At 72.1% G+C, this 17423-nt stretch carries 18 protein-coding genes; 6 read left to right on the top strand and 12 right to left on the bottom strand.

The features are described from left to right. Positions 1-16: 16 nt before the first annotated feature. From SCNRRL3882_RS23215 to SCNRRL3882_RS23200, 4 genes are all read right to left on the bottom strand, one after another. Positions 17-223, bottom strand: coding sequence for a hypothetical protein (locus SCNRRL3882_RS23215; protein WP_029180880.1), 207 nt, complete (start codon positions 221-223; stop codon positions 17-19). Positions 224-235: 12 nt separating this feature from the next. Beyond that, positions 236-1090 carry an LLM class F420-dependent oxidoreductase gene (locus tag SCNRRL3882_RS23210; protein WP_010035613.1) on the bottom strand — a complete coding sequence of 285 codons (855 nt, stop codon included), beginning with the start codon at positions 1088-1090 and terminating at the stop codon, positions 236-238. Between the two features lie 65 nt (positions 1091-1155). Next, complete coding sequence (locus tag SCNRRL3882_RS23205; RefSeq protein WP_010035620.1) at positions 1156-1662, bottom strand: DedA family protein; 507 nt, start codon at positions 1660-1662, stop codon at positions 1156-1158. Continuing rightward, positions 1659-2357 carry a class I SAM-dependent methyltransferase gene (locus SCNRRL3882_RS23200; protein ID WP_050810184.1) on the bottom strand — a complete coding sequence of 233 codons (699 nt, stop codon included), beginning with the start codon at positions 2355-2357 and terminating at the stop codon, positions 1659-1661. Before SCNRRL3882_RS23200 ends, SCNRRL3882_RS23205 begins: the two co-directional genes overlap by 4 nt. Positions 2358-2492: 135 nt before the next feature. Here SCNRRL3882_RS23200 and SCNRRL3882_RS23195 point away from each other — a divergent pair, with 135 nt between their 5' ends. From SCNRRL3882_RS23195 to SCNRRL3882_RS23185, 3 genes are all read left to right on the top strand, one after another. Continuing rightward, positions 2493-3635, top strand: a complete 1143-nt coding sequence (locus tag SCNRRL3882_RS23195) for a sensor histidine kinase (protein WP_040902651.1) — start codon at positions 2493-2495, stop codon at positions 3633-3635. Then, the gene (locus tag SCNRRL3882_RS23190; protein WP_010035623.1) at positions 3632-4282 is read left to right on the top strand and encodes a response regulator; all 651 of its coding nucleotides are present in this window, start codon (positions 3632-3634) and stop codon (positions 4280-4282) included. Before SCNRRL3882_RS23195 ends, SCNRRL3882_RS23190 begins: the two co-directional genes overlap by 4 nt. 149 nt (positions 4283-4431) lie before the next feature. After that, positions 4432-5961, top strand: coding sequence for a CehA/McbA family metallohydrolase (locus tag SCNRRL3882_RS23185; RefSeq protein WP_010035626.1), 1530 nt, complete (start codon positions 4432-4434; stop codon positions 5959-5961). Between the two features lie 9 nt (positions 5962-5970). Here the strand turns inward: SCNRRL3882_RS23185 and SCNRRL3882_RS23180 are convergent, their stop codons facing one another. After that, the gene (locus SCNRRL3882_RS23180) at positions 5971-6807 is read right to left on the bottom strand and encodes an endonuclease/exonuclease/phosphatase family protein (RefSeq protein WP_010035628.1); all 837 of its coding nucleotides are present in this window, start codon (positions 6805-6807) and stop codon (positions 5971-5973) included. A gap of 94 nt (positions 6808-6901) precedes the next feature. Here SCNRRL3882_RS23180 and SCNRRL3882_RS23175 point away from each other — a divergent pair, with 94 nt between their 5' ends. Next, positions 6902-7294: a nitroreductase/quinone reductase family protein gene (locus tag SCNRRL3882_RS23175; protein WP_010035629.1), complete on the top strand. Its 393-nt coding sequence runs from the start codon at positions 6902-6904 to the stop codon at positions 7292-7294. Positions 7295-7315: 21 nt separating this feature from the next. Here the strand turns inward: SCNRRL3882_RS23175 and SCNRRL3882_RS23170 are convergent, their stop codons facing one another. From SCNRRL3882_RS23170 to SCNRRL3882_RS23155, 4 genes are all read right to left on the bottom strand, one after another. Beyond that, on the bottom strand, positions 7316-8767 hold the full coding sequence (locus SCNRRL3882_RS23170) for an aldehyde dehydrogenase family protein (protein ID WP_010035635.1): 1452 nt from the start codon (positions 8765-8767) through the stop codon (positions 7316-7318). Then, positions 8764-10494, bottom strand: coding sequence for an N-acyl-D-amino-acid deacylase family protein (locus SCNRRL3882_RS23165; RefSeq protein WP_010035641.1), 1731 nt, complete (start codon positions 10492-10494; stop codon positions 8764-8766). Before SCNRRL3882_RS23165 ends, SCNRRL3882_RS23170 begins: the two co-directional genes overlap by 4 nt. An 89-nt stretch (positions 10495-10583) precedes the next feature. Beyond that, on the bottom strand, positions 10584-11702 hold the full coding sequence (locus tag SCNRRL3882_RS23160) for an LLM class flavin-dependent oxidoreductase (protein ID WP_010035643.1): 1119 nt from the start codon (positions 11700-11702) through the stop codon (positions 10584-10586). 113 nt (positions 11703-11815) lie between these two features. Then, the gene (locus SCNRRL3882_RS23155; protein WP_010035644.1) at positions 11816-12586 is read right to left on the bottom strand and encodes an SDR family NAD(P)-dependent oxidoreductase; all 771 of its coding nucleotides are present in this window, start codon (positions 12584-12586) and stop codon (positions 11816-11818) included. A gap of 167 nt (positions 12587-12753) precedes the next feature. On the opposite strand from SCNRRL3882_RS23155, the gene SCNRRL3882_RS23150 reads away from it, so the two are divergent. Beyond that, positions 12754-13497: a hypothetical protein gene (locus tag SCNRRL3882_RS23150; protein WP_010035645.1), complete on the top strand. Its 744-nt coding sequence runs from the start codon at positions 12754-12756 to the stop codon at positions 13495-13497. A 46-nt stretch (positions 13498-13543) separates the two neighbouring features. Beyond that, entirely contained in the window at positions 13544-14335 is a 792-nt protein-coding gene (locus SCNRRL3882_RS23145; protein ID WP_010035648.1) for a hypothetical protein, read from the top strand. Positions 14336-14355: 20 nt separating this feature from the next. Here SCNRRL3882_RS23145 and SCNRRL3882_RS23140 read toward each other — a convergent pair whose 3' ends face one another. From SCNRRL3882_RS23140 to SCNRRL3882_RS23130, 3 genes are all read right to left on the bottom strand, one after another. Continuing rightward, positions 14356-14994, bottom strand: coding sequence for a response regulator transcription factor (locus SCNRRL3882_RS23140; protein WP_010035651.1), 639 nt, complete (start codon positions 14992-14994; stop codon positions 14356-14358). A gap of 102 nt (positions 14995-15096) precedes the next feature. Further along, positions 15097-16014 carry a TIGR03619 family F420-dependent LLM class oxidoreductase gene (locus tag SCNRRL3882_RS23135; RefSeq protein ID WP_102515022.1) on the bottom strand — a complete coding sequence of 306 codons (918 nt, stop codon included), beginning with the start codon at positions 16012-16014 and terminating at the stop codon, positions 15097-15099. A gap of 2 nt (positions 16015-16016) precedes the next feature. Continuing rightward, a complete protein-coding gene (locus tag SCNRRL3882_RS23130) occupies positions 16017-17252 on the bottom strand; it encodes an amidohydrolase family protein (RefSeq protein ID WP_010035662.1) in 1236 nt (411 codons plus the stop codon). Between the last annotated feature and the right edge of the window lie 171 nt (positions 17253-17423).

The following is a 17423-nucleotide window of genomic DNA, read 5'->3' as shown; positions in this document are numbered from 1 at the left end:
ACTCGGCCGGGACCCGTCAGTGGAAGGCCAGCCACCCGATGCCCAGGGCGGATGTGAGGCCGGCGGCGATGACGGCGGCCGGCCTGTTGCGGTGCAGGGCGAACCAGACCAGCGCGGCGGTCACGAGCACGGCCAGCGTGCCGATCGCGGCGCGCAACAGCCCCTGGCTGTAGCCGTATTCGTTGAAGTGACGGAAGAGCCACGATAACCAAGCGATTCTCATGGCTCTCTCTTATCAGGAGCCGGACACGTACTCCGCAAGGTGGTCCAGCGCCTTCAGCACCTCCGCCTCGCCCGCCGGCGGCAGTTGCGCCACGACCTCCTCGATGCCCAGGTCCGCGTAGTGGGCCAGCTTGCCCGGGTTCAGGTGGACGGCGTACGGGACGACGTGCAGGGCCTCGGGGTCGCGGCCCGCGTCGGTCCACGCGGTCCGCAGCAGCGGCAGGGACTCGGACAGGCCGCGCCCGCCGATGGGCAGCCAGCCGTCGGCGTACTCGCGGATGTGGGCGAACAGCTTGGGCCCGGCGGCCCCGCCGAGGAGGGTGCGCGGTCCGACGACCGGGCCGCGCGGCTTCTGGAGTGGCTTGGGATGCGCGTGACTGGCCCGGACGCTGCCGAACTCCCCCCCGTACGCGACCGGTTGCTCCGACCACAGCGCCCGCATCAGCGCCATCCGGTCCCGGACCAGCTCGCGCCGGGTGCCCCACCGTACGCCGTGGTCGGCGGCCTCCTCGACGTTCCAGCCGAAGCCGAGCCCGAGCGTGAACCGGCCGCCGGACAGGTGGTCGACGGTCGCGACCTGCTTGGCCAGGTCGATCGGGTCGTGCTGGGCGACGAGCGTGATGCCCGTGCCGAGCCCGAGCCGCTCGGTGACGGCGGCGGCCTGGCCGAGCGCCACGAACGGGTCGAGCGTACGGCCGTACTCGCGCGGCAGCTCGCCGCCCGCCGGGTACGGGGTGGTCCGCTCGACGGGGATGTGCGTGTGCTCGGGCAGGTACAACCCGGCGAAACCGCGGTCCTCCAGCTCACGTGCGAGCCGGGTCGGAGTGATCGTCTCGTCGGTGAGGAAGATCGTTACGGCGATGCGCATGACTCATCTGTACCCGAGGTCGACTCGACTGTCCATACCGACCGGTCGGCATTCCTCGTCCCGTCTCAGGTGACCGTCGCGAGCGCCGCATAGCCGGTGCCGGCCTCGGCGGTGGCCCACAGCAGGGCGGCGACCGCGCTGTAGGGCGCGATGCGGTGGTAGGGCAGGCGGGTGGCGCCCGCGAGGTGCGGGGTGAGCGTGCGGAGCACGGGGACGAACCGGGCCAGGAACACGGCCTGTCCGCCGCGGCGGTCCATCCGGGTCTCGGCGGTGCGCCAGGCGGTGGCGGGGACCCGGCTGCCGAGGCGTCCGGTGCGCAGACGGTCGCCGAGCAGGGCTCCGGTGCGATGGCCGAGCAGGTCACCGGCGACCGCGGCGCCCGCCGTGACCCCGACGACGAGCGGCAGGCTCAGCTGCCCGGCGCGGGCCAGCGCCCCGGCCGCCAGGAGCAGGCCGAGGGTGGGGACGAACGCGCCGACCAGCAGGACGGACTCGGCCAGGACCGCCGCCGCCAGGACCGCGTAGGCGGCGGTGGCGGGAACCTGGCCGAGGAGGTCCGACGGGAAGGTCACCGGCGGGCTCCGGCGACGCCGTACAGCGCGTCCGCCCCGTCCGGCGCCTCGCGGTCCGGGCGCCGCAGCTGCCAGACCCTGGCCGGAGGCAGGTTCGCCCACACCGACCAGCGGCCGGTGGCGTACCGGTGTTGGTAGGCGGCCATGACCTTTTCGACGGCGTGGTGCCGGCGGGCTTCCGCACGGCAGGACAGCAGAGTGCGGGCCTGCCGGGTGCCCCGGTAGGCGAAGTAGGTGAGGGTGCCGCCGGGGTGGAGGAGCTCCAGGTACCGGGTCATGATCGTTTCGGTCTGGCCGGGGGTGAAGTTGGTCAGGGGCAGGCCGGAGACGATCACGTCGTAGCGCTGTTCGCCGGGCAGGTCCTCGACGTAGGAGCGGTGGACCCGGACCCGGTCGGGCTCCCCGGCCAGGAGCGGGTGCGTGTCGACCAGGCGGCGCAGCCGGCCGGCGAAGCGGGGGTTGGCCTCGACGACGTCCAGGCGGCTGCCCGGTGGCAGCTGCGGGATCAGGGCGCGGGTGACCGCACCGGTACCGGCGCCCGCCTCCAGGACGGTCAGCGGCCGGGGCGCGAGGGCGCGCACCGGATCGGTCAGCGCACGGGCCAGGGCCTTGCCGCTGGGAGCGACGGCGCCGGTGGTGCGCGGGTCACGGGCCGCTTCGGTGAGGAACGTCCAGTCCATGGTTCGGGAATCCATGGTTTCGACGCTAGGAAGCAGTCCGCGCCCGGAAATCCATCGTTGTGCGGCGGCCTTCCCCTACGAAAGTAGGGGGTCGAGGGCGACCGAGGTCGGAGGCCGGAGGGGCCCGCTCCGCCTAGGATCCGGGGCGTGATGCGGAGAGTGAGCCTGCCGTGGGGCACGTACGGGCGCTGGTGCCTGGTCGTGCTGCTGACCGCCCTCGCCGTGCTGAACAGCGCCTCCACCGCCGACGGCCGGTACGTCACACCGGCCGCCGTCACGGCGGTGCCGTGCGGAGCGGCCCTGCTGGTGCGCCGGTGGCCCTGGTACGCCTCCGCCGTGCCGGCCACCGCGGCGACCGGGCTGTGGGGATGGCCGCTGCTGCCGCTGCTGCTCGTCGCGCTGTTCGACCTGGCGGCGCACCGGCGCGTCCGGGTCGCGGTGGGCTGCGCCGCGGCAGCGCTGGGCGCCAACCTGCTCATCCCGCCGGCGATCTCGCTGTGGACCCCGCAGCAGTACGGCTCCACCCTGTTCGTGCTGCTGGCCCTGGTGGCCGGGCTGTGGGTGGGCAGCCGCCGCCGGCTGCTGAAGGCGCTGGGCGACCAGGTCGAGCATCTGCGGATCGAGCGGGCGTTGCGCGAGGAGGCCGCCCGGACCGCCGAGCGGTCCCGGATCGCCGCGGAGATGCACGACGTACTGGCCCACCGCCTGAGCCTGATCGCGCTGCACACCGGCGTCCTCGCCACCCGCGACGAGCAGTTGCCCGCACCGGTCGTGGAACGCCTCGCCCTGCTGCGCACCGCATCCACCGAGGCCCTGGCGGACCTCCGCGACGTCCTCGGAGCCCTGCGCGACCACGGCTGCGAGCCCGCCGAGGCCGCTCCCGTCCCCGTCCTGCGGGATGTGGCCGCACTGGTCGAGCAGGCGCGGGCGGCGGGGCAGCAGGCCGAGCTGCGGGTCGACGGCCGGCCCGAGGAGGCGCCCGCCGCGCACCGGCTGGCCGTCCACCGGCTCGTCCAGGAAGCACTGACGAACGCCCGTAAGCACGCCGGAGGCGCCCCGGTGCGCATCCGGCTCAGCTACCGGCCGCCCGCCACCACCGTGGAGGTCACCAACGCCCCCGGAAGCCCGGCCGCACACGCCGTCGCCTCCGGCTTCGGGCTGGTCGGCCTGCGCGAGCGCGTCACCGCCCTCGGCGGCCACCTGCACGCCGGGCCCGGCGGGGCCGGCAGCTGGCGGCTGGCCGCCCGCATCCCGCATCCCGCCGCCCTCGAACAGAACGGCACCCCCACATGATCCGCGCCATGATCGCCGACGACGACGCCCTGGTCCGCCTGGGCCTGACCGACCTCCTCGACGGCGACCCGGGGATCGAGGTCGTCGCCCAGGCGTCCGACGGCCTGCACGCCGTCGAGCAGGCCACCGCGCACCGCGTCGACGTCGCCCTCGTGGACGTCCGCATGCCCCGCATGGACGGCATCACGGCCACGGCCCGGCTGCGCGTCCTGCCCCACCCCCCGAGGGTGATCACGCTGACCACCTTCGATCTCGACGAGTACGTCTACGACGCCCTCGCGGCCGGGGCCGACGGCTTCCTGCTGAAGGACACGGACCCGGCCGAGATCCTGCGCGCGGTCCACCTCGTCGCCGCGGGCTCGGCGATGCTCCACCCCCGTGCCGCCCGCCGGCTCATCGACCGCTACCACCGCTCGGGCGGCCCGCAGGCGACCGCCGCCCGTGCCCGGCTCGACAAGCTCACACCCCGGGAACGCGATGTGCTGACCCTGCTCGCCCGGGGGGAGACCAACGCCGACATCGCCGACCGCCTCGGCATGCGCGAGAGCACCGTCAAGGCCCACGTCAGCCGCATCCTCACCGCGCTGGAGGTCACCAACCGGGTGCAGGCGGCCCTGCTGGCCCGGGACGCCGGCCTCACCGCCTGAACTCCCCGGCCGACGCGGCCCGTTCGGCTGTTTCCCGCCGCCGGATTCCCTTCCCTTGCCCGCCGGTTCACGGCTCAGTACAAGGGTTGCACCGCACCACCCCTGCACCACCCATGCCTGGTCACCGACGACACCTTGGGAGCAGCAGCATGTGCGAGGACAACCGCGGCGGGCTCGGCCGGCGCGCTCTGTTCGTGACGGGAGCGGCCGCCGCGCTTACGTTGGGAAGCGTGAGCTTCGCTTCAGCGGCCGACGGGAACCAGGACGACGGGCTCCAGGAGAGCAGAACGGTGCGCGGCACCCTGCCGCCCGGCTCCCCCGACTTCGTGTACGTGCCCGTCGAGGTCCCGGCCGGTGTCCGGGAGATCAAGGTCGCCTACACCTACGACCGCCCGTCCGTTCCGGCCGGCACCACCGGCAACGCCCTCGACATCGGCATCTTCGACGAGCGCGGCACCGAGCTGGGCGGCCGGGGCTTCAGGGGCTGGTCGGGCGGGGCGCGCACGGAGTTCTTCCTCCGCGCGGACGAGGCGACGCCCGGTTACCTCCCGGGCCCGGTGCGCGAGGGCACCTGGCACATCGCGCTCGGCCCGTACACGGTCGCCCCGCAGGGCCTGTCGTACGAGATCACGATCACGCTGACGTACGGCGAGCCGGGCGAGGCCGCCGAGCCGGTGTACCCGCCGGACCGGGCGAAGGGCCGGGGCCGGGCCTGGTACCGGGGCGACTGCCATCTGCACTCCTGGTACTCCGACGGCCGCCGCACCCCCGCCGAGATCGGGGCGCTGGCGCGGGCGGCGGGGCTGGACTTCATCAACTCCTCCGAGCACAACACGCACTCGGCGCACGCCCACTGGTCGGACGTGGCCGGGGACGACCTGCTGGTGATGCTGGGCGAGGAGGTCACCACGCGCAACGGTCACGTGGTCGCGCTCGGCACGGACCCGGGCACCTTCGTCGACTGGCGCTACCGGGCCCGCGACAACCGCTTCGGCCGGTTCGCCCGCCAGATCCGCCGCGCCGGGGGCCTGGTCGTCCCGGCCCATCCGCACGCCACGTGCGTCGGCTGCAACTGGAAGTTCGGCTTCGGCGAGGCGGACGCGGTCGAGGTGTGGAACGGCCCCTACACGCCCGACGACGAGGTGGCCCTCGCCGACTGGGACAGCATGCTGGTGGCGTCCGTACGGGACGGGCGCGACTGGATCCCGGCGATGGGCAGCAGCGACGCCCACCGCGACCCGGACGCCGTCGGGCGGCCCCAGACGGTCGTCCTGGCCGACGACCTGACCCGCCGGGCGATCCAGGAGGGCATCCGGGCGGGGCGGTCGTACGTCGCCGAGTCCGCCAAGGTCGAGCTGTCGTTCGGGGCGTCCGGCGGGCGCGGGGAACACGCGGGTATCGGCGAGCGGTTGCGGGTGGACCGCGACACCCCGGTCACCGTCCGCCTGGAGGTCACCGGCGCCCCGCGCTGCACGGTCCGCTTCGTCACCGACCAGGGCGTGCTGCACACCAGTCCCCCGCTGCCGGTGTCCGGCTCGGGAGTCGTCGAGTGGCGGACGACACCGTCGTACGCGGCGTACGTACGGGCGGAACTGCGGCACGAGGCGGCGGCGGGGCCGGTGCCGGGTGCGCTGGCGGCGTTCACGAACCCGATCTTCCTGGGGCGCCCTGTCGACTGACGCGGGACGTCAGGCCCCGTCCGGGTCGGCCCGGTCCGCCAGGTCGGCCAGGACGGCCGCGTGGTCGGAGGGCCACACCCCGTCCACCGGCCCGTCGCACGCCCGCCGGACGTCCCGTACGTGGCCGAGTCCGCCGGGGCCGGGCGGGCCCACGTGGATGTAGTCGATGCGCACGCTCGGCTCGTGGGTCGGCGCCACGTACGGGTTGGCCCTGTCCCAGGTGGCGGAGGGGGCGGCCGGGTCGGCGTACTCCCAGGCGTCGAGGAGGACCTGGCGGGGCACCGCCGGGGCGGACTTGTAGCCGCCGAGGAGACGGATCTCGTCGGAGTCGGGCCAGGCGTTGAGGTCGCCGGTGACGACGGGCGGGAACGGGGTGTCGCCGCGGTGCCGGGCGACGAACTCGGCGAGCGCGGCCACCTGGCGGCAGCGGACCGCCGAGGCGTGCACGGGGGAGGTGAAGTGGGTGGTGAAGAAGGGCACTTCGTGGTGAGGGCCGGCCAGGCGGGCGTAGAGGGCCAGCCGGCCGTCGTTCGTGTCGGCCGGGGCGGGCAGCGGCAGCACGGCCCGGTCCACCACCGGCCATCTGCTGAGCACGGCGTTGCCTATGTCCACCGTGGGGTCCCCGATCCGCCGCCGCCAGCGCTCCGGGGCGGGCGAGGCGGCCCAGGCGCAGTGCAGGCCCAGCTCGCAGGCGAGCCACTCGGCGAGGTTCTCGCCGTCGGCGGCCCACACCTCCTGGAGGCCGACGACGTCCGGGCGCAGTTCCCTCAGGGCCGTGAGAATCGCCTTCTGCCGTGCCTGCCAGGGCCCGAAGCGCCACCACAGGTTCCACGTCACGATCCGCATCCGCAGCCACCCGCTCTCGTCCCGCCGCGTCAGGGATCATTGAAGCAGGAACCGTTGCAGAAACCGTGAGAGCTTCGTGCGAAGGAGACCGACGATGTCCCGCCTCAGCGACCGGAGGTTCCGCGCCGCCACGTCCTTCCAGCGCCGCGTCAACCCGCTGATGCGGCGCCTCCCCCTCCAGAGCGTGCTGGAGACGAAGGGCCGCGTCTCGGGCCTGCCCCGCCGCACACCGGTGGGCGGCCGCCGCGCCGGCGACTCCTTCTGGCTGGTGTCGGAGTTCGGCGAACGGTCGCAGTACGTGCGCAACATCAAGGCCGACCCGCGGGTGCGCGTGCGGATCCGGGGCCGCTGGCACACGGGGGTCGCACATCTGCTGCCGGACGACGACCCGGTGGCGCGGCTGCGGCGGCTGCCGAGGTTCAACGGGCTGGGGGTGCGGGCGTTCGGGACGGACCTGCTGACAGTGCGGGTGGATCTGGCGGACTGACCGCCCCCTGGCGCACGGCCCTCACCCCGGCCAGACGATGGACTGCACCTCGCTGTACGAGTGCAGGGCGTACGAGCCGACGTCCCGGCCGACGCCGCTCTTCTTGAAGCCGCCGAACGGGGCCTCCATGTTGCGGCCCACGGTGTTGACGCCGACGCCGCCGGCCCGCAGGCGCCGGGCCAGCCGGAAGGCCCTGGCCACGTCGGCCGACCAGACGTAGTCGATGAGGCCGTAGTCGGTGTCGTTGGCGAGCGCCACGCCCTCCTCCTCGTCCTCGAAGGGGATGACGACCACCACCGGGCCGAAGATCTCCTCGCGGGCCACGCGCATGTCGTTGGTGCAGTCGGCGAGGAGGGTCGGGGTGACGTAGAAGCCGGTCGGCAGGCCGGGGCGGTCGCCGCCCGTGACGACCACCGCGCCTTCCTTCCGGCCCAGTTCGACGTACGACTCCACCCGGTCCCGGTGCGCCGCCGAGATCACCGGCCCGACGACCGTGTCCGGCTCCCGTGGATCGCCCACCTTCAACCGGCGTGCGTATGCGGCCAGTTGGCCGACCAGCCGGTCGTAGATCCCGCGCTGCGCCAGCACCCGTGTCGGCGCCGTGCAGATCTGGCCGCTGTAGAAGGAGAAGGTGGTGCCGATCCCGGCGACCGCCGAGCCGATGTCGGCGTCGTCGAGGACGACCGCCGCGCCCTTCCCGCCCAGTTCCATCAACTGCCGCTTCATGCCGCGCCCGCACACCTCGGCGATGCGCTGCCCGACCGCGGTGGACCCGGTGAAGCTGACCATGTCGACGTCCGGCGACGCCACGGCCGCCTCGCCGACCTCGGTCCGTGCACCACTGACCACGTTGACCACGCCCGGCGGCACACCGGCGGCCTCCAGCGCCTGAGCCATCCGGTAGACCGACAGGGGGTCCTGGGGCGCCGGCTTCACCACGACCGTGTTGCCCATGGCCAGGGCGGGGGCGATCTTGCCGGCGGGGTTGGCCCAGGGGTTGTTGTACGAGGTGACGCAGGTGACGACGCCGACGGGCTGGCGTACGGCGAGTGCGCCCACGACGCCCGCCCGCCCCATCGGCCCGGCCTCGTTGATCTGCGGCGGGATCGCCCACTCGGCGGGCTCCACGCGCGCGTAGCGCCGGAACCGGGCGGCGGCGACCCCGACCTGCATGCCGCGTGCGGTAGCGGTGGTCGCGCCGGTCTCGGCCCGGGCCAGTTCGGCGTACGGCACGAGACGGTCCCGGACGATGTCCGCCGCGCGTGCGAGGACCGCCGCCCGCTCCTGAGGAGGCGTGGCCGACCACGGCCCGAAGGCCTCGCGGGCCGCGGCGCAGGCCGCGTGCACCTGATCCCGCGAGGCCTCCGGCGCCCACCCGACGGTCTGCTCGGTCGCCGGGTCGATCACCTCGTAGTGCCCCCCGTCCGGCTCCACCCAGGAACCGCCGACGAACAGCGCCTGCCGTGCCGTCACCTCGTGCTCACCGTCTCCGTGTCCCGGCCGGAGCGCAGCACCCGCCCCGGCACGGCGCCCGTCACCACGTCGTCCCGGATCGCCTCGACCCCGTTGACCCACACGGCCCGCACGCCCAGTGCGCGGGAGTCCAGCCGCGGGCTGTCACCCGGCAGGTCGTGCACGAGGGTGGCGGGGCCCGCGTCGATCCGCTCGGGGTCGAACAGGACGAGGTCCGCGTGCCAGCCCTCCCGCACCTGCCCCCGCTCCCGCAGGCCGAAGAGCCGGGCCGGGTCGTCGGTCAGCATCTTCACGGCCTGTTCCAGACCGGCCAGCTTCCGGCCGCGCAGACAGTCCCCGAGGAACCGGGTCGTGTACGGCGCCCCGCACATCCGGTCCAGGTGCGCCCCCGCGTCGGACCCGCCGAGCAGCACGTCCTCGTGCCGCCAGGTCTCCGCCCGCAGTGCCCAGGACGCCGGGTCGTTGTCGGGCGGCATCGGCCACAGCACCGTGCGCAGTTCGTCGTTGGCGCAGATCTCCACCAGGCACGCGAAGGGCTCCTGGCCGCGCTCCTCGGCGATGTCCTTGACCACCCGGCCGGTCAGCCCGGCGTTCGCCTGGCTGTAGGTGTCGCCGATGACGTACCGCCCGAAGTTCGCCAGCCGCCGGAAGACGCCCGCCTCCTTGGACCGGGCGCGGCGCAGCATCCCGTCCCGTACGTCCGGGTCGCGCAGCCTCTCGATCCGCTCGGGCACGGGCAGCCCGAGAACCGGCCCCCACCCGGGGATGAGGTTCAGCGCGCAGAAGGTCCCCAGCGACATGTTCATCGGCGTGAGGATCGGCATGGTGAGGGCCACGACCCGGCCGCCCGCCTTCCGCGCCTGCTCGCTCGCCAGGAGCTGCCGGGGCACCCGCTCGGGCACGGCCGCGTCGATGGTCAGGACGTTCCAGTTCAGCGGCCGCCCCGCCGCCGCGCTCATCTCCGTGAACAGGTCGATCTCCGCGTCGCTGAACTGGTCGAGACAGCCCGCGACGATCGCCTCGATCTGCGTGCCGTCGTGCTCCCCGACGGCCCGGGACAGCGCCAGCAGCTCGGCGGGCCCGGCGTGCCGGGAGGCGACCGGTTTCCCGTCGCCGTCGGAGTGGCTGGTCGACTGGGTGGTGGAGAATCCCCAGGCCCCGGCGTCCATGGACTCCCGCAACAGCCGGATCATCGCCGCCAGTTGCTCACCGGACGGCTGCCCGCCGATGGCCTCCGGCCCCATCACGTACCGCCGCAGCGCGCAGTGCCCGACCATGAACCCGGCGTTGACGGCGATCCGCCCCTCCAGGGCATCGAGATACTCCCCGAAGCCGTGCCAGTTCCAGGGCGCCCCCTCCTCCAACGCCACCAGCGACATGCCCTCGACCTTGGACATCATCCGCCGCGTGTAGTCGGCGTCCTCCGGACGGCCCGGGTGCAGCGGCGCGAGGGTGAACCCGCAGTTCCCGCCGGCGACGGTGGTGACCCCGTGGTTGAGGGAGGGCGTGGCATACGGATCCCAGAAGAGCTGGGCGTCGTAGTGGGTGTGGGGGTCGACGAAGCCGGGGGTGAGGACGAGACCGGTGGCGTCTTCGGTGGTGCGCGTTTCCTGCGTGATCTGCCCGATGGCGGCGACCCGGCCGTCCTTGATGCCGACGTCGGACGTGTAGGAGGGCGCACCTGTCCCGTCGACTACGGTCGCCCCCCTGATGACGTGATCGAGCATGAGCCCTCAACTCCTTGAGCGAGATGTCCCTTCAGGGGCGCGGGGAACTGCGCGAACAGCCCCCACGAACCCGCACCCGCCGACGACGCTCAACCCCCCTGCCGGAACCGCGAAGTCCGATGCACAGGATCCGTATCGATCTTCGGAATCACGTACTCCCCGACCAGCCGAATCGTCTGCAGGGTCTCCTCCTTCGGCACCCCCACCGGCAACCCGAAGCTCAACTGATCCGCCCCGGCCCGCTCCCACCGCTGACACTGCGTGAGCACCTCGTCCGGATCCCCGCAGATCAGCAGCTCCTCCTCGATGAGGACCTCCACGAACTCCTCGGTGTACTCCGGCAGCGTCTGCGGCCACACCGGAAACCCCTCCGGCCTGGGAAACGTGTCGTGGTACCGGAACACCAGCGACGGCAGATAGTGCAACTGCCCGTTCGCCGCGATGCGCACCGCCTCCGCGTGCGTCGGCGCACAGATCGCCGTGGTCGTCACCATCACGTTGTCGTTGACGAAGTCCCCGACCGGCTCGGCGTCGACGATCGCCGTCTTGTACTGCTCCAGCACCCACTCCATGTCGGAGACCTTCTGCACGCTGAAGCCGAGCACCCCGAGCCCCTTCTTCGCCGCCATGGCGTACGACGGCGGCGACCCGGCCGCGTACCACATCGCCGGGTGCGAGGCGCCGTACGGCTTCGGCAGGACCTTCCTCGGCGGCAGCGACCAGTGTTTGCCCTGGAAACCGGCGTACTCGTCCTGGAGCCACATCTTGGGGAACTCGGCGATGGTCTCTTCCCAGATCTCCTTGGTGTGGTTCATGTCGGTCACCCCCGGCATGAACCCCAGGATCTCGTGGGAGCCGGCGCCCCGCCCGCTGCCGAACTCGAACCGGCCCTCACTGAGATGGTCGAGCATGGCGACCTTCTCGGCGACCTTCACGGGGTGGTTCACCGGGGCGAGCGGATTGAAGATGCCCGAGCCCAGGTGGATCCGTTCCGTGGCGTGTGCCAGGTACCCGAGGAAGACGTCGTTGGCGGACAGGTGTGAGTACTCATCCAGGAAGTGGTGCTCGGAGGCCCAGGCGTACTTGAAGCCCGACCTGTCCGCCTGGATGACGTACTCGGTCTCCTCCATCAGCGCCTTGTGTTCGGCGAGCGGGTCGGTCTCGGCCCGTTTGCCCACGTATCCCTGTACGAAGACCCCGAATTCCAAGGAGGTTCACCGCCCCACAGTCAGTTCTGACGATCCGTCAGATACATGGCTCCGACTGTTCCACCGCTGCCCGGGAGCGTCAATAGCTGACGGTCCGTCAGGTAGGCGGAGGATCAGATGACGCTCACACCCGCCAGCCATCCGCCGTCGATCACGAACGGCTGGCCGGTGATGTAGGAGGAGTCGTCGCACGACAGGAACAGGGCGAGCCGCGCCACCTCCTGCGGCTGCCCGACCCGCCCCAGCGGCACGAGCTTGCGGTACAGCCGGTCGAGCCCCCTGGCCGTCTCCTCCGCATCGGCGTCCGGGTCCAGCCGGGCCGGGTTGGACATCGCGGTGTCGATGGCGCCCGGACAGACGGCGTTGACGCGTATCCCCCGCCCGGCCAGCTCCAGCGCGGCGACCCGGGTCAGACCGACCACCGCGTGCTTGCTCGCCGCGTACGCGCCCACCGCCGCCATCCCGGTCACGCCGGTACAGGAGGCGGTGTTGACGATCGTGCCCCCGTCGGCCATCCCGGGGGCGACGGCCTTGATGCCGAGGAAGCAGCCCACCTGGTTGACCTGGACGACCCGCATGAACTCGTCGAGGGGTGTGTCGAGGAGGGTGTTGAAGCGGAGGATGCCGGCGTTGTTGACGAGCCCGTCGACCCGGCCGTACGCGTCCTGGGCGGCGGTGACGGCCGCCTGCCAGTCGTCCTCCCGGCCGACGTCGAGATGGACGTACCGGGCGCCGATCTCCTTCGCGAGGGCCTCGCCCTGGTCGTCGAGGACGTCCGCGACGACCACCCGGGCACCCTCGGCGGCGAACAGCCGGGCCTCCTGCTCGCCCTGGCCGCGCGCGGCGCCGGTGATGATGACGACCCGTCCGTCGAGCTTGCCCATGGCAGCCCCCTTCGCGCGGTGGACACGGTGGACTCCGCATCGTACCGACATACCTGACGGAGCGTCAGATGCAAGACCTGGCCGTTGCTGAGGCGAATCTCACGTAACCCGCAAGTAGGGATGTTTGACCCTGTCGGGGCCGGTCGGGAACTTCCAGGATCTGGCCCATGGCCAAGAGAAGACTGAGGAACAGGAAGATCAGGATCGTCGCGATCGGATCGGCTCTCGTGACCGGCGGTGCCGTGGCCACGGTGCTGCTGCCGTCGGCGAACGCCGCCGACGAGAAGACACCCGAGCAGATCATGACGATGTGCCAGCGGGCCGAGGTGCTCAACGGGAAGCAGCAGTCCATCTTCGATTTCGGCGGCCACCCCGTCGCCGGCCCGAGTTTCGCGTCCGACAACTGCGATTTCGTCGAGACGGAGTTCGAGACCTTCGACGGGCCGACCGAAAAGGCCTCCATCGACTTCCCGAACTGCGAACCGAACGCCACCGAACCGGCGAAGGTGTCGGTCACCTGGCAGGCGACGACCGCACAGGGGCAGGGCAAGTACACCGTCACCCAGCAGGGCGGCGCCGGAGGGCTCTTCGGGGCGCTGAGCGGATCCTGGGTCAAGCACAAGGGCACCCTCGACATGACCGTCAGGTCGGCGACCGCCGGTGACACCGAACAGCGGGAAGTCCCGGTCGGCAAGGTGCTCCACATGGAGTTCACGCCGAAGATGCAGCGCATGACGGGCGAATGGCGGGTGCGGATCGACGCCCGTGAGGCGACGACCGTCACCAACGCCACTCCGGAGCAGAACTTCGCGGCGCCGGAGGTCGTCGAGGGCCCGGTCGTGCTGCCGGGCGCGGCCGGCGCCCCGGGTGTCGTGGACGGCACCTCCAAGGCCGTACTGACGGACTGCTGACCGACCATCCGCCCCCCTTCGCCCCTTCCCCCCACAGGAGAACCCCATGACACGCACCGGCCGCAGCAGAAGCCACCGGAGCAAGAAGAAGCGCATCACCCTCGCCCTGGCCCCGGTGGCGGCCGTCGCGGTGGCCGTACCGCTGATGAACCCCGCGGGCGCCGCCACCCCTTCCGAAGTGACCGCCGACTGCTCGGCGGACTCCGACAAACTGGAGAACTGCGAGTTCGTCGACGTCCAGTTCAAGCGGAACAACCTCGGGCCCAATCAGCGCGTCTCCGCGGTGACCGACAACTGCGGATCGACGAGCGCCGCCTCGAAGACCTTCAATGTCAGTACGTCCGTCACCAGGACCATTCAGCTGGAGGACGGATTCACCGCGGCCGCCGACACGAAACTCGGCAATTCCTTCTTCGAGATCGGCGTGAAGTTCAGCACCTCCGAGATCGACATCACGCGTGACGACAAGACGACCACCTTGCAGTTCAGCAGGACTGACACCGTGCAGCCGGACAGCGTCGGGTTCTTCATGTGGTCCGCGAAGCGCACCGACGTGAGCGGCTACCTCAAGGCCACGTACAAGGAGGCGCAGGACGGAGGCACGGTCTTCTTCGCCCCGAGCGAGGGCGCCACGAGCGTGCACGTCTTCTATCCGCAGATCCTGAAGAACGGCACCCCCGACGGGCGGCTGTGGCTGCGCAACGTGAAGTGCGGGACGCCGGAGGCGTCGGGCCTGAGGAATTCCACGCGCGCCCTGAGGTCCGAACCGGGATTCGGTGAGGCCGGCGAGAACGTCACCGACGTCGAGATCCCGCTGTCGGAGATTCCGGCGCCGTAGAAGAACAGCTTCCGAGGTTCTCAGATGCGAAGCACGGACGCGGCTCCCAGCCACCTCAGGACCGCGTCCGTGCTGCCGCGGGCGTCCAGCTTGGCGTAGATGTTGCTGAGGTTGTTGCGGACGGTCTTCTCGCTCAGCCGTAACCGCAGCCCGATCTCCTGCGCGCCCAGCCCGGTCGACAGCAACTCCATGATCTGCCGCTCGCGCGGGGAGAGCTGCCCGCGCAGCCGCTCCAGCGCCGTGTCCTGCGTGGACGCCTGCCGAGCCCCCTCGCGCAGGGCCGCGCAGGCCGCCGGGGAGAGGTAGGTGTGCCCGATGGTGGCCCCGACGACGGCCGAGGAGAGCATGCAGGTGCAGTAGTCGTCCTCGACCAGGTACGCGGCGCCGCCCCGGAACACCTCCACGATGGTCTCGGCGTCCCGGTGCGGACCGATCACGATCACCGGCACCCCGTCGGCCCGCAACTCCCTCAGGCCGCCGAGCGGTTCGGCGCAGCGAAGGACGACGACGTCGACGCCGTCCGGGACGCGGAAGGGCGGGGGCGGGCGCAGGCTCACCGCCCGTTCGACGTACGGGTCGTCCGGGGCCGGCCAGTCGGGATGCGGCCAGGGGCCCTCGGGGCAGGCGAGGGCGACGGAGAGTTTCCGGGAAGTGCGCACGTCATTGTGTCCTTCCGCCGAAGCCGTACGAGTCCGTACGTGTCCGTACGTCCGTACCTACGGAGATCGGCGTGGACATGTTCAAGCTTTCAAGGAACGCGCTTACGGCAGCAGCGGTGCGACCTCCTCCCCGAACTGCTGGATCTGGCCGACGAGTTCGTCCCGGCTCCGGCTGCGGAACCGCACCTGGACCTGGTCCACCCCCATCGCGCGATAGGCCCGCAGCGACTCGGCGATGCGCTCGGCGGGCCCGCTGACCGTCCGCCGCCCGACCTCCCAGCCCGGCGCCCCGACGTACAGGGGCTCGGCGATGGCGCCGACGGTGAACGGCCCCTCGGTCCCGGCCTCCTCCCTGAGCCGCCGTATCCGCGCGATGCGGTCCGGCAGTTGATCCCTCGGGTCTCCCTGCGGCAGCCAGCCGTCGCCCTTGAGCGCGGCCCGCCGTACGGCGGCGGGCGAGGAACCGCCGACCCAGAGGGGGACCCGGTCCTGCGCCGGGCGGGGCCGCTGCCCGAGCCCCTCGAAGTCGTACAGCTTGCCGTGGTGTTCGGGGAACTCCTCGGCCCCGAGGGCGGCGCGCAGGGCGTCGATCGACTCGTCCAGCACGGCCCCGCGCCGCTCGAAGTCGGCGCCCAGCGCCTCGAACTCCTCCAGGACGTGCCCGGCGCCGACCCCGAGGATCAGCCGGCCGCCCGACAGATGGTCGAGGGTGGCGTACTGCTTGGCGCTGAGCAGCGGATGCCGCAGCCCCACCACGGCGACGTGGCTGAGCAGCCGGGTCCGCTCGGTGGCCGCCGCGAGGAAGGCGAGGGTGGCGACCGGGTCGTACCAGACCGTGCTCATCGCGGACGCGAGGCGCCGCGGGATGGCGACGTGGTCGCAGCTCGCCAGGTAGGCGAAGCCGGCGCGGTCGGCGGCGCGGGCCACGGCGAGCAGGTCCCCGGGCCCGGCGGCGGCTTCCCAGGGTTCGGCGTAGAGGGTGCTCTGGGACTGGACCGGGAGCTGTATCCCGTACGCCAGGCTCACCGCGGCCCGTCCCACAGCCCGTCGTCGGTCAGCCCCAGCAGCTCGATCGCGTTCCGCCGCACGATCCGCTCCACCACCTCCGGCTCCAGGTGCCCCATCTGCGCCTCGCCGACCTCGCGGGACTTGGGCCAGGTGCTGTCGGAGTGCGGGTAGTCGGTCTCGTACAGGACGTTGCCCAGGCCGATCGCGTCCAGGTTGCGCAGCCCGAAGGCGTCGTCGAAGAAGCAGCCGTAGACGTGCTCGGCGAACAGCTCGGACGGCGGCCGGTGCACCTTGTCGGCGACGCCGCCCCAGCCGCGGTTCTCCTCCCACACCACGTCGGCGCGCTCCAGGATGTAGGGGATCCAGCCGATCTGGCCCTCCGCGTACATGACCTTGAGGTTCGGGAACTGCTCGAACTTGCCGCTCATCAGCCAGTCGACCATCGAGAAGCAGCAGTTGGCGAAGGTGATGGTGGAGCCCACGGCGGGCGGGGCGTCCGCGGAGGTGGAGGGCATACGGCTGCTGCTGCCGATGTGCATGGCGACGACCGTGCCGGTCTCGTCGCACGCGGCGAGGAAGGGGTCCCAGTCGTCGGTGTGGACGGAGGGCAGCCCGAGGTACGGCGGTATCTCGGAGAAGGCGACCGCACGGACACCGCGTGCGGCGTTGCGCCGGACCTCCTCGGCGGCCAACTCGGCGTCCCAGAGGGGGATGAGGGTGAGCGGGACGAGCCGCCCGTGCGCCTCGGGCCCGCACCACTCCTCCACCATCCAGTCGTTGTAGGCACGGACGCAGAGCAGACCCAGCTCGTGGTCCTTCGCCTCGGTGAAGGTCTGGCCGCAAAAGCGCGGGAACGTGGGGAAGCACAGGGCGGACTGGACGTGGTTGACGTCCATGTCGGCGAGCCGGGCCGGGACGTCGTAGGAGCCGGGCCGCATCTGCTCGTAGGTGATGACCTCCAGGCGTATCTCGTCCCTGTCGTACCCGACGGCCGTGTCGAGGCGGGTCAGGGGGCGGCGGAGGTCCTCGTAGACCCACCAGTCACCGACGGGGCCGTCGTCGCCGGGCGCGCCCATCACGGGCCTGAAGCGTCCGCCGAGGAACGTCATCTCCTTCACGGGCGCACGGACGATCCGGGGTCCGGCGCCCCGGTACTTCGCGGGGAGCCGGTCCCGCCAGACGGTCGCGGGTTCCACCGTGTGGTCGTCCACGGAGATGATCAGCGGAAACGTGCTCTCGTGGGTGTCCATGGCGCTCACGGTAGCGCCGATCTGACGGGTCGTCAGCTATCCGGGCGGGGGCGGGTTCCGGCCGCGGTGGCCGGGCCGGGGCCTGGGGGTGCGGAGAGAGTGTGCGGACCTTGTGGACTCCCGTGCGTCGCCCTGTGATCGGTGTCTCCCACGGCTGACGTATCCGCCGTG

Origin of the sequence: Streptomyces chartreusis NRRL 3882, assembly GCF_900236475.1 — a bacterium.
GTDB classification, from domain to species: Bacteria; Actinomycetota; Actinomycetes; order Streptomycetales; family Streptomycetaceae; genus Streptomyces; species Streptomyces chartreusis_D.
This window is presented reverse-complemented; position numbering and strand designations above follow the sequence as displayed.